Origin of the sequence: Luteibacter pinisoli (assembly GCF_006385595.1) — a bacterium.
Classification (GTDB): domain Bacteria; phylum Pseudomonadota; class Gammaproteobacteria; order Xanthomonadales; family Rhodanobacteraceae; genus Luteibacter; species Luteibacter pinisoli.
Window position 1 is genome coordinate 1754175 of sequence record NZ_CP041046.1, and the last position, 11857, is coordinate 1766031.

Annotated in this window: 8 protein-coding genes; 7 read left to right on the forward strand and 1 reads right to left on the reverse strand. The window is 67.4% G+C overall.

Features of this window, described 5'->3' with window-relative positions; genetic code table 11:
• Positions 1-2 precede the first annotated feature (2 nt).
• The 4 genes from glgX to treY are packed head-to-tail and all read left to right on the forward strand — an operon-like array spanning position 3 to position 8543.
• On the forward strand, positions 3-2111 hold the full coding sequence (gene glgX, locus FIV34_RS08000; protein ID WP_139981371.1) for a glycogen debranching protein GlgX: 2109 nt from the start codon (positions 3-5) through the stop codon (positions 2109-2111).
• A complete protein-coding gene (gene treZ, locus FIV34_RS08005; protein WP_211352725.1) occupies positions 2108-3859 on the forward strand; it encodes a malto-oligosyltrehalose trehalohydrolase in 1752 nt (583 codons plus the stop codon). Before glgX ends, treZ begins: the two co-directional genes overlap by 4 nt.
• Positions 3860-3861: 2 nt before the next feature.
• Positions 3862-5940: a 4-alpha-glucanotransferase gene (gene malQ, locus FIV34_RS08010; RefSeq protein WP_139981373.1), complete on the forward strand. Its 2079-nt coding sequence runs from the start codon at positions 3862-3864 to the stop codon at positions 5938-5940.
• On the forward strand, positions 5937-8543 hold the full coding sequence (treY, locus tag FIV34_RS08015) for a malto-oligosyltrehalose synthase (RefSeq protein ID WP_139981375.1): 2607 nt from the start codon (positions 5937-5939) through the stop codon (positions 8541-8543). The genes malQ and treY overlap by 4 nt, the downstream gene beginning before the upstream one ends.
• Here the strand turns inward: treY and FIV34_RS08020 are convergent.
• Positions 8540-8800 carry an acyl-CoA-binding protein gene (locus FIV34_RS08020; RefSeq protein ID WP_139981376.1) on the reverse strand — a complete coding sequence of 87 codons (261 nt, stop codon included), beginning with the start codon at positions 8798-8800 and terminating at the stop codon, positions 8540-8542. The genes treY and FIV34_RS08020 overlap by 4 nt on opposite strands.
• A 123-nt stretch (positions 8801-8923) precedes the next feature.
• Here FIV34_RS08020 and cmk point away from each other — a divergent pair, with 123 nt between their 5' ends.
• The 3 genes from cmk to FIV34_RS08035 all read left to right on the forward strand — a co-directional run bounded on the left by cmk (position 8924) and on the right by FIV34_RS08035 (position 11807).
• Complete coding sequence (gene cmk / locus FIV34_RS08025; RefSeq protein ID WP_139981378.1) at positions 8924-9601, forward strand: (d)CMP kinase; 678 nt, start codon at positions 8924-8926, stop codon at positions 9599-9601.
• 148 nt (positions 9602-9749) lie between these two features.
• Positions 9750-11423: a 30S ribosomal protein S1 gene (gene rpsA / locus FIV34_RS08030; protein WP_139981380.1), complete on the forward strand. Its 1674-nt coding sequence runs from the start codon at positions 9750-9752 to the stop codon at positions 11421-11423.
• A gap of 84 nt (positions 11424-11507) precedes the next feature.
• The gene (locus FIV34_RS08035) at positions 11508-11807 is read left to right on the forward strand and encodes an integration host factor subunit beta (RefSeq protein ID WP_139981382.1); all 300 of its coding nucleotides are present in this window, start codon (positions 11508-11510) and stop codon (positions 11805-11807) included.
• The last annotated feature ends 50 nt before the right edge of the window (positions 11808-11857 follow it).

Genomic DNA, 11857 nt, shown 5'->3' on the forward strand with positions numbered 1-11857 from the left:
CGATGCCCGCATTACCCGAACGCATGCAGTCCGGATCGCCGTATCCGCTAGGCGCCACCTGTGATGGCATGGGCACGAACTTCGCGGTGTTTTCTGCGCACGCGGAACGCATCGAGCTGTGCCTGTTCGATCCCTCCGGCAAACGCGAGATCGCCCGCTACGACCTGCCCGAGTGCACCGACGAGATCTGGCACGGCTACCTGCCGCGCGTCCGTGGCGGCACCCTGTATGGCTACCGTGCCTATGGCCCCTATGCCCCGGAGGAGGGGCACCGGTTCAATCCGAACAAGCTCCTGCTGGATCCGTACGCCCGGTTCCTCCACGGCCAGGTGCGCTGGTCGGATGCGTTGCACGGTTACCGTGTCTCGTCGCCGCGCGCGGACCTGTCGTTCGACCGCCGCGACAGCGCCGCGGCCATGCCCAAGGCTGTCGTCGTCGACGAGCCCATGCACTGGACGCAGGGCAACCGGCCGCACACGCCGTGGAAGGAAACGGTGGTGTACGAGACCCACCTGAAGGGATTCACCCGCAACCTCAAGCGCATCCGCCAGCACGAGCGGGGCACCTTCATCGCCCTGGCCGACCCGTACGTCATCGATTACCTGGTGAAGCTGGGGATCACCGCGGTGGAGCTGCTGCCGGTGCACGCGTTCCTCCAGGATCGCCGCCTCACGGAGATGAAGCTGCGCAACTACTGGGGCTACAACACGCTGGCCTTCTTCGCCCCGGAGCCCTCCTACCTCTCGGAGGGCGCGCTCAACGAAATCCGCGCCGCGGTGCAGGCCCTGCACGCGGCGGGCATCGAGGTGATCCTCGACGTGGTGTACAACCACACGTGCGAGGGCAGCGAGATGGGCACCACCATGTCCTTCCGCGGCTTCGACAACAAGAGCTACTACCGCCTCATGGCGGATAACCCGCGCTATTGCATCAACGACACCGGCACCGGCAACACGGTGAACACCGCGCACCCGCGGGTGCTCCAGCTGGTGATGGATTCGCTGCGCTACTGGGTCAACACCTTCCACGTGGATGGCTTCCGCTTCGACCTGGGCGTGAGCCTGGGGCGCGAGGAGAACGGATTCGACCCGAACTGTGGCCTGTTCGACGCGATGCGCCAGGATCCGGTGCTCGCCAACGTGAAGCTGATTTCCGAGCCCTGGGACATCGGCCCGGGCGGTTACCAGCTGGGCAACCATCCGCCCGGCTTTGCCGAATGGAACGGCAAATACCGCGACGACCTGCGCAAGTTCTGGAAGGGCGACTCGAACATGCGCGGCATCCTGGCCGGGCGCCTGCAGGGCTCGGGCGAACTGTTCGACCATCAGCGGCGCAAGCCCTGGGCCTCGGTCAACTTCCTCACGGCCCATGACGGCTTCTCGCTGGAAGACCTGGTCAGCTACAACGACAAGCACAACCTCGCCAATGGCGAGGACAACCACGACGGCGGCAACGACAACGAGAGCTACAACTACGGCGTGGAAGGGCCGACCGACGATCCCGCGATCCGCCTGGCGCGCGACCGCGTAAAGCGGGCCATGCTTTCGACGCTGTTCTTTTCCCACGGCACGCCGATGCTGCTGGGCGGCGATGAATTCGGCCGGACGCAGGACGGCAACAATAATGCCTACTGCCAGGACAACGAGATCTCCTGGTACGACTGGAAGCTGGCGACCTCGGATCGCGGCCGCGAACTCACGGATTTCGTCGGCCGCCTCGTGCGCCTGCGCGAGCAGCACCCCACGCTGCGCGCCGCGCACTTCCTGCGTGGTGACACCGACGTGCTGCCGGGTATCCGCGAAGTCGCGTGGTTCGATGAAAGCGGCTCGGAGATGACCCTGGATACCTGGGGCTATACCGAGGGACGGCTGCTCGCCCTGCGCCGTGCGCAGGCCTATGGCGAGAAGCGCGCGGATGTCACCCTCGTCCTGCTCAATGCGACGCCCGAGATGCACGTGTTCCATATTCCGCAGCCGGCGGTGGCGTGGCGGCGGCGCAGCAACAGCGCCGAACCCACGGCGCCCGAGGTGGCGTGGACCGAGCCGACCATCGAAGTGCAGGGGCGCAGCGTGGTCTTGCTGGCCGCCACCGTAAGGACGGACCCGGCGTGAACGGCCGCTTCATCCACGCCATGCCCTACGGTGCCCGGCTGCTTGCCGATGGCAACACGCGCTTCCGCTTGTGGGCGCCTGACCTGGAGGCGGTGACGCTGGAGTGCGAGGACGGCCACACGGCGGCGATGCGCGCGCTGGACGATGGCTGGTTCGAATGCATCTGCCCGCGTGGCGGAAACTGCGCCTACCGTTTTCGGCTGAGCGATGACGTGGCCGTGCCGGACCCGGCCTCGCGCCGCCAGCGCGACGGCGACGTCCATGGCTTCAGCGTCGTGGTCGATGCTGCGGCCTACGAGTGGAAGCACGCGGAGTGGAAAGGGCGTCCGTGGCACGACACCGTCCTGTACGAATTGCACGTCGGCACGCTGGGCGGCTTCGCCGGTGTCGCCGAGATCCTGCCGCACCTCGCGGCGCTCGGGGTGACAGCCATCGAACTGATGCCCATCGCCGAGTTCGCCGGCGCGCGCAACTGGGGCTACGACGGCGTGCTTCCCTTTGCGCCGGCCGCGGCCTACGGCACGCCCGAGGAACTCAAGGCGCTGGTCGACAGCGCCCACGGCCTCGGCCTCATGGTGTTCCTCGACGTGGTCTACAACCACTTCGGCCCCGAGGGTAACTACCTGCACGCCTATGCGTCCGGTTTCTTCGACGCCGGCGCGGACACGCCCTGGGGTTCGGCCATCGGTGTATCGACGCCGCAGGTCGGCGATTTCTTCGTCCACAACGCCCTGTACTGGATCGAGGAGTACCAGCTGGATGGCCTGCGCTTCGACGCCGTGCATGCCATCGGCAACCCGGGCTGGCTCTCCGCGCTGGCGGCGCGCGTGCACGCCGCGGTGGGGCCGGAGCGGCAGGTGCACCTAGTGCTGGAGAACGAAGCCAACCAGGCCAACCTGCTTGGCCATGGCCGCTTCACCGCGCAGTGGAATGACGATTTCCACAATGCGTTGCACGTACTGCTCACCGGCGAGCACGAGGGCTACTACGCGCACTACAAGGCGCCGATGGAGCACCTGCTGCGCAGCCTGCGCGAAGGCTTCGCCTTCCAGGGCGAGACCTTCGACGGCCGCCGTCGTGGCGAGCCGAGCACGCACCTGCCGCCCGCGCGCTTCGTCAACTTCCTGCAGAACCACGACCAGGTCGGCAACCGCGCCCATGGCGACCGCCTGACCACGTTGGTGGCGCCAGAGGTGGTAGAGGCGGCGCTCGTCCTGCTGCTTCTCGCCCCATTCGTGCCGATGCTGTTCATGGGCGAGGAGTGGGGCAGCCGCACGCCGTTCCTGTTCTTCACCGATTTCCCGGATGAAGCGCTGCGCACGGCGGTGCGCGACGGGCGCCGTCGGGAGTTCGCCGCGTTCACACATTTCGGCGGTGACGACATTCCCGATCCGGGCGCCGAAGAAACCTTCCTGCATTCGATTCCCGAGCGCGATATCGCCCTGGGCGATGCACGCATCGCGCTGGTCCGCCGTCTCATCGCGCTTCGCGCGAAGCACGTGGCGCCGCACATCGACACCGCGGCCAGCAAGGGTGCCGGGGCGGTGGGCGATAAAGCCTTCACCGCATCGTGGGCCCTCGGTGGCGGCACGCTGACGCTGTTCGTCAACCTGGGCGATGCGGACGCCCTGGTCGCCCAACCTCCTTCTCCTGCCGCGGCGTGGCTCCATGGCGACGCCGCCGACATCGCCTCCCTTTCGCGCGGCCTGCTGCCAGCACGTCGCGCTCTTGCCTGCCTGGAGTCCTGACAGTGAACGCCCCCCTCGACGATCGTCTTGCGCAACTTGCCGAACAAGCCGGTGTGGATGTGCACTGGCGCGACGCGCTGGATCGTCCCCAGGTCGTGCCCGCGGATACCTTGCGCGCGGTGCTCCGCGCGCTCGGCTTGCCCGCGGATAACGCACAGGACGTGGACGACAGCCTGGAACGGCTGGCGCAGGAGCGTGCCGGCGCGCACCTCCCGCGCATGCTCACCACGGATGCTGGCTCGCCCATCACGGTGCCGCCGGCGCCGCGGGGCAGGGTATGGAAGCTGCTCGCGGAGGGTGATGCGCTGGTGTCGGAAGGCGAACTGCCGTCGGGCGAAAGCCAGCTGCCCGTGCCCTCTGAGCCGGGTTACTACACGCTGTTTCTGGACGATGCCGAAGTGCTGGTCGCGGTGGCACCCCCGCGCGCGTTTGGCGTGCGTGACGTGAGTGGCCTGCACCGGCCGTGGGGCATGGCCGTGCAGGTGTCGGGCCTGCGCCGTCCGGGTGATGGCGGCATCGGTGACTTTACGGCGCTGTCGCTGTGCGCCCGTGCGGCGGCGGAGAAGGGCGCGGACGCGCTCGCCATCAGCCCGGTCCATGCGTTGTTTGCCGCCGCACCCGAGCGCTACAGCCCCTACGCGCCCTCGAGCCGGCTGTTCCTCAACGGCCTGTACGTCGACCCGGCGCAGACCAGCGGCGAACCCACCGTGCGTGCAGTGATCGACACGCACAACCTGCGCCAGGAACTGGCCGAACTGGAATGGCTGGAACTGATCGACTGGCCACGGGCGGCGCGCGCCCGCATGACCATCCTGCGCTCGGTGTACGAATGGGCCTCGGTGGATCTTGCCCACGCCGATCGGTTCGCCGAGTTCCGCCGGACCCAGGGTGAGCCGCTCGAACGCCACGCGCGCTTCGAGGCCTTGCATGCGGACTTCACCGCGCATGGCCGGCCCGGCGGCTGGCAGGGCTGGCCCGAGGGTTTCCACGATCCCGCCAGCGCGGAGGTGGCCGCCTTCGCGCGCGAGCATTCGCGCGAGGTCGGCTTCCATGCGTGGCTGCAGTGGCTCGCGGCGCGGGGGCTTTCCGGCGCGCAGAAAGCCGCGCGCGATGCGGGCATGAAGATTGGCCTCGTCGCCGACCTCGCGGTAGGTGCCGATTCCGGCGGCAGCCATGCCTGGGCGCACCAGGCGGAAATGCTGAAAGGCCTCTCGGTGGGCGCACCGCCGGACGCGCTCAATCGCCTCGGCCAGGACTGGGGGCTTACCACCTTCTCGCCGCGGGGCCTGCGCGATACCGGCTTCCGCGGCTTCATCGGCATGTTGCGCGCCGCGCTGGCTTACGCCGGCGGCGTGCGCATCGACCACATCCTTGGCCTGAAGCGCCTGTGGATGGTGCCGCACGGTGCGGGCGCTACCGAAGGCGCCTACGTGCGCTACCCCATGCAGGACCTGCTGCGCCTGATCGCGCTGGAGAGCCACCTGCACCGCGCCATCATCATTGGCGAGGATCTGGGCACCGTGCCGGCGGACTTCCGCCAGGCCATCGGTGAGAAGGGCGTGCTCGGCATCCGCGTACTGTGGTTCGAGCGGGCAGCGGACGGTGGTTTCGTCGCGCCGCAGGACTGGTCGGCGAACGCGATGGCCACGACAAGCACGCATGACATCCCGACGGTCGCCGGCTGGTGGCGCGGGCGCGACATCGAATGGCGCAAGAAGACCGGCCTCGATGATCCGGATGTCGATGAAGTGGCGCAGCGCGAGATCGACCGCCACCGCCTGTGGCGTGCCATGTTCGCCTCGGGGTCGGCGTGGAACGAAGACTCACCGCCCGCGCCGGACGATATCTCGCCGGTGGTGGTCGCCGCCGCGCGCCACGTGTCACTGGCCCCGGCGCCACTGGCGATCTTCCCGGCGGAAGATGTGCTCGGCCTGCACGAACAACCCAACCTGCCGGGTCCCACGGACGCCGTTCACCCAAACTGGCGGCGGCGCATGCCGGATTCGTCGGCCCGGCTGTTCGATGGCCCGATTGCGCATGCCGTCTGCGCCGCGATTGACCAGACCCGGAACCGTACGTGAGCCCACCGCGCGCCCTGGGGCGCCTGCAGTTCCATGCGGGTTTCACCCTGGATGACGCCGTCGGCGTGGTCGGTTACTACGCACGCATGGGCGTGAGCCATCTCTACGCCTCGCCGATCCTGCGCGCACGGGCGGGCTCCACCCACGGCTATGACGTCGTCGATTGCCATGAGGTCAATCCCGAGATCGGTGGCGAAGACGCCTTGCGCCGCCTGGTGGCCGCGCTGCGTGCGCATGGCATGGGTCTGATCATCGACATCGTGCCCAACCACATGGGCGTGGGCAGCGAGAACGCGTGGTGGATGGACGTGCTGCGGCATGGACGCGAGAGCCGTTACGCCGGCTATTTCGACATCGACTGGCTCGCGCCGGACCCGCTGGTCAAGGGCCGTGTCCTGCTTCCGGTGCTTGGCGCAGGCTACGACAGCGTGCTGCGCGAGGGACACCTGCGCCTCGGCAAGCGGCGCGGCGAGTGGGTCCTTCGCCTGTATGACGACTACCTGCCACTATCGCCCGCCAGCGTGGCCACGCTCGCCGACGATGCCGAGCGCAGCCACGACCCGAAGACGGACCGGGGCAGGGCGCGCCTGCACGCCCTGATCGAAAAGCAGCACTACCGCCTGGCGTTCTGGAAGCTGGCCAGCGACATGGTCAACTACCGTCGCTTCTTCGACATCAACGAGCTGGCCGGACTGCGCATCGAGCGCACGGCCGTCTTTGAAGACACCCACCGCACCATCTTCCGCCTCTACGCGGAGGGCCTGATCGATGGCGTCCGCTGCGACCACGTCGACGGCCTTGCCGACCCGCGCCGCTACTGCCGCCAGCTGCGCCACCGCCTCGAGCGTCTTCGCATGCAGCGCCCCGAGGGTGCCGCGCGCGATGCGGCGTATCTGGTCGTGGAAAAGATCCTGGCGGAAGACGAAAGCCTGCGCCTAGACTGGCGCACGGACGGCACGACCGGCTACGAGTTCATGGACCAGGTCTCGGCCGTGCTGCACGACGAACGGGGCGAGGCCCCGCTGACCGAACTCTGGCGACGCCTGACCGGCGACGGCGCGGACTTCGCCACCCAGGCGGTGAAGGCGCGCCGGCAGATCCTCGTGGACAGCTTCGAAGCCGAACTCGCCCGCACGGCACGCGCGCTGTTTGCCGCGGCCCGGGCGGACGTCGCGACGCGTGACGTCTCGCTGGCCGCCATTCGCCGCGTGCTGATCGAGTTGCTCGTGCATTTTCCCGTGTACCGCACGTACGCCGGTGGAGCAGGGCGCGACGCCTTCGACGAATCCGTGTTCGCGCGCGCCGTCGAAGGCGCCCTGCGTACGCTGCGCGGGGAAGATGCGGACCTGCTGTACCTGGTCTCGCGCTGGCTCGGCGGCGAAGCCCCGCGTGCCTTGCCGCCGGGTTCCGTCCGTCGCGCCCGCGAGCGCGCCATGGCGGTGTTCCAGCAGGCGACGTCGCCGGTGGCGGCCAAGGCCGTGGAAGACACGGCGGGCTACCGCTACGGACGTCTGCTCTCGCGCAACGAGGTGGGCGTGGATGCCGCGCGCATGGCGATTCCGATGGCGGCCTTCCACGACCGCTGCGCCGAACGCCTTGCCACCTTCCCCCATACCCTGCTGGCCACGGCCACGCACGATCACAAGCGTGGCGAAGACCTGCGCGCGCGACTGGCGGTGTTGTCCGAAGTGGCCGAGCGCTGGGTGATCACCGTCGAGCGCTGGCGTGTCCGCCACGCGGATCTGCGCCAGCGTGCCGAAGGCCGCATGGCGCCCTCGGCGGCCGATGAAGTGATGCTCTACCAGATGCTGGTGGGTGCCTGGCCGATTGGCCTGGCGCCGGACGACGAGGACGGCATCGAACGCTTCGCCACCCGCATTGCCGCGTGGCAGCGCAAGGCCCTGCGTGAAGCGAAGCGCTGGACGCGCTGGACCTCGCCGAATGAACCCTATGAAGACGCCTGCGAGGATTTCCTCCGCGCCGTGCTGTCCGGTGATGCCGCCGCCGAGTTCCACGCCTTCGCGGAATACATCGCCACGCCGGGCGCGGCGAACGGCCTGGCACAGTCGGTACTGCGGCTGACCACCCCGGGCGTGCCGGACCTGTACCAGGGCACCGAGTACTGGGATTTCAGCCTGGTCGACCCGGACAACCGGCGGCCGGTGGACTTCCTGGCCCGCTCGGCCTCGCTCGAGCGCGATGTCTCGCCCGTGGACCTGCTGTGCACCTGGCGGGACGGCGCGCTGAAGCAGGCCGTGCTGCAGCGGCTGCTCTGCGCCCGGAAGACCCACCCCGAGCTGTTCGCCCGCGGCACCTACCGGCCGCTCGAGGCGACGGGCCCGGCGGCGGACAAGATCCTTGCGTTCGTCCGCGAGCACCGGGGGCAGAAGCTGGTGGTGGCCGTGGGCCGGCACCTGGCGCCGTGGCTCGGCGGGATGTCCGCGCCGGCGATCCCCGCCGAGCACTGGGAGGGCACTTCGCTGGCCTTGCCGCCGGGGAAGTGGACCAGCCTGCTGGATATCGGCAAGCGCGATGGGGGTGAGTTGCCGGCCGCCGGGCTCTTCGGCGACCTCACCGTCGCGGCGTGGCTGTCCGCCCGTTAGCCGCCGAGGTCGCGGACCAGCTTGATGTAGTCGCGCATGGCCTGGTCCCGCCCGGTGCCGCGCAGCTTCGACCAGGCCTCGTACTTGGCCGTGCCGACGAAATCGAAGAAGCCTGGGCGGGCGCCATGGACGTCACCCTCCGAGCCCTGCTTGTAGAGGGCGTAGATCCGCAGCAGGGTGTCGTTGTCCGGCCGATGGCCGAGCCGGGTGATATCCAGCGACGCCTGTTCGAACTGGCTCAGGAGATCGTCTGGCATGGTCCCGTGCTGGCGTGGGGCTGGAAGGTTTGGGGCTTGTAACATGCGTACCCAAGGCTGTCCATGGGGGAAACTTCGGGCGTCCGCTCCGGTATCATGCCGGTTTCGCGACCGAGGTATCCCATGGCCCACGCGCCCGCTCCCGTCCTCACCATCGACGGCCCCTCGGGCTCCGGCAAGGGCACCATCAGCCGCCTCGTCGCCGAGAAGCTGGGCTGGCGCATGCTCGACTCCGGCGCCCTGTACCGCGCCGTGGGCTACGCGGCCGGCGCCGAGGGCATCGACCTCTCGGACGAGGGGGCGGTCACCCGCTGCGCCCAGCACGTGAAGATCCGCTTCCAGGCCAGTCCCGACGGCGGTGAGACCCACGTCCTGGTCAACGGCCATGACGCCACGGACGAACTACGCACGGAAACGGCAGGCGCCGCGGCCTCGGCCATCGCCGTGATCCCGGCCGTGCGCCAGGCCCTGGTCGACCTCCAGCTGGCTTTTCGCAAGGCCCCGGGCCTGGTGGCGGATGGCCGGGACATGGGGACGGTGATTTTCCCGGACGCCGCCTTCAAGGTCTTCCTGACCGCCAGCGCGGGCGAGCGCGCGAAAAGGCGCTATAAGCAGTTGAAGGATAAGGGACTGAGCGTTACACTTGTAGGCCTGCAACGGGAAATCGAGGCTCGTGACGCGCGTGATGCGTCGCGGCCGGTAGCTCCGTTGAAGCCCGCCGAGGGCGCCGTCGTCATCGATACGACTGGCATGCCCATTGAGGTGGTGGTCGCAAAAGTTTTCGCCGTGGTGCGTCCGTAAGGGCGCATTCGGCACAGCATCCACGCAGTGTGCGTGGGTTCTTTGGCAACGGTGCTTCCGAGCACCCATAACCGGTGGGTCCCCCGTCCGCTCGCGTCACTGATGAACGCCTGCGTCGGGTACGGCCTTTCATAACCCTGGAATCAACATGACTGAAAGTTTTGCCGAACTGTTTGAACAAAGCCAGCAGGCTATTTCGAAGCTGAAGCCCGGCTCGATCGTCACCGGTATCGTTGTGGAAATCCGCAATGACGTCGTGGTGATCAACGCTGGCCTGAAGAGCGAAGGCATTGTTCCGATCGAGCAGTTCAAGGACGAGAACGGCGCTCTCGAAGTGGAAGTGGGCGACGAAGTCAAGGTCGCGCTCGACGCGCTCGAAGACGGCTTCGGCGAGACCAAGCTCTCCCGCGAGAAGGCCAAGCGTTCGATGGTGTGGGACGACCTCGAGCAGGCGTTCGACAAGGAAGAGACCATCACCGGCAAGATCTCCGGCAAGGTCAAGGGCGGCTTCACCGTCGACATCAAGGACGTCCGCGCATTCCTGCCGGGCTCGCTGGTCGACGTGCGTCCGGTCCGTGACCCGGTTTACCTCGAGGGCAAGGACCTCGAGTTCAAGATCATCAAGCTCGACCGCAAGCGTAACAACGTGGTCGTCAGCCGCCGCGCCGTCGTTGAGACCGAGTTCTCCGAAGAGCGCGAGAAGCTGCTCGAGCGCCTCACCGAGGGTGCGGTCGTCAAGGGTGTGGTCAAGAACCTCACCGATTACGGCGCATTCGTGGACCTCGGCGGCATCGATGGCCTGCTGCATATCACCGACATGGCGTGGAAGCGTGTTCGCCACCCGTCGGAAGTCGTCAACGTCGGCGACGAGCTGGACGTCCGCGTGCTCAAGTACGACCGCGAGCGCAACCGCGTTTCGCTCGGCCTGAAGCAGCTCGGCGACGACCCGTGGGTCGCCATTGCCCGCCGTTACCCGGTCGGCAGCCGTCTGTTCGGCAAGGTCTCGAACGTGACCGATTACGGTTGCTTCGTTGAGATCGAGCCGGGCGTCGAAGGCCTGGTGCACGTCTCCGAAATGGACTGGACCAACAAGAACGTCAACCCGGCCAAGGTGGTTCAGGTCGGCGACGAGACGGAAGTCATGGTCCTGGACGTGGACGAGGAGCGTCGCCGCATCTCGCTGGGTATCAAGCAGACCCGCTCGAACCCGTGGGAAGCTTTCGCCGCCATGCACAAGAAGGGCGACAAGGTTTCCGGCCAGATCAAGTCGATCACCGACTTCGGCATCTTTATCGGCCTGGACGGCGGTATCGATGGTCTCGTCCACCTGTCCGACATCTCGTGGCAGGCCTCGGGTGAAGACCTCGTCCGCAACTTCAAGAAGGGTGACGAAGTTGAGGCCGTGGTGCTCGCCGTGGATCCGGAGCGTGAGCGCATCTCGCTGGGCATCAAGCAGATGGAGCAGGACCCGTTCGGCCAGTTCATGGCCACGAACCCGCGCGGCACGATCCTGACCGGTACGGTCAAGGAAGTGGACGCCAAGGGCGCCGTGGTTGACCTGGGCGAAGGCGTCGAAGGCTACATCCGTGCCAACGACATCGCCAAGGAACGCGTCGAAGACGCCACGCTGCACCTCAAGGTGGGCGATGCGATCGAAGCGAAGTTCACCGGCATGGACCGCAAGGGCCGTCAGCTCCAGCTGTCGATCCGTGCGAAGGACGAGGAAGACGTGGCTGACGCCATGGCTGACTACGCCTCCGCCGCCGGTGGCACGACCAAGCTCGGCGCGCTCCTCAAGGAGCAGATGAACAAGGCCGACTAACTTAGTCGGGCGAGGGGCGGGAAATCCGCCCCTCGCTGTTGTAACCTGTTGTTTGCGTCAGCTTTATCGAGAACCAGGGGACCCATGACCAAGTCGGAACTGATCGAGGCGCTGGCGCGGCGCCAGACCCACCTTGCCTTCAGCGATGTGGAACTTGCCGTCAAGAGCGTGCTCGAACAGATGAGCCATGCCCTGTCTACGGGTGAGCGCATCGAGATTCGCGGCTTCGGCAGCTTCGCGCTGCACTTCCGCCCGCCGCGCATGGGGCGCAACCCCAAGACCGGCGATGCGGTAGCACTGCCGGGCAAGCACGTGCCACATTTCAAACCTGGCAAGGAACTACGCGAACGCGTAAACCTCGCCCTGGAAGACGCCGCATCCTGATGCGGCGTTTTTTTTTTCCGCAACCGGATCCCCTTGAAGCCGCACTACCT

Bases quoted from the DNA above. Each gene is read 5' to 3' on its own strand.
- glgX (WP_139981371.1), top strand. From the start codon at position 3: ATGCCCGCATTACCCGAACGCATGCAGTCCGGATCGCCGTATCCGCTA.
- FIV34_RS08020 (WP_139981376.1), bottom strand. From the start codon at position 8,800: ATGCCAGACGATCTCCTGAGCCAGTTCGAACAGGCGTCGCTGGATATC.
- cmk (WP_139981378.1), top strand. From the start codon at position 8,924: ATGGCCCACGCGCCCGCTCCCGTCCTCACCATCGACGGCCCCTCGGGC.
- rpsA (WP_139981380.1), top strand. From the start codon at position 9,750: ATGACTGAAAGTTTTGCCGAACTGTTTGAACAAAGCCAGCAGGCTATT.
- FIV34_RS08035 (WP_139981382.1), top strand. From the start codon at position 11,508: ATGACCAAGTCGGAACTGATCGAGGCGCTGGCGCGGCGCCAGACCCAC.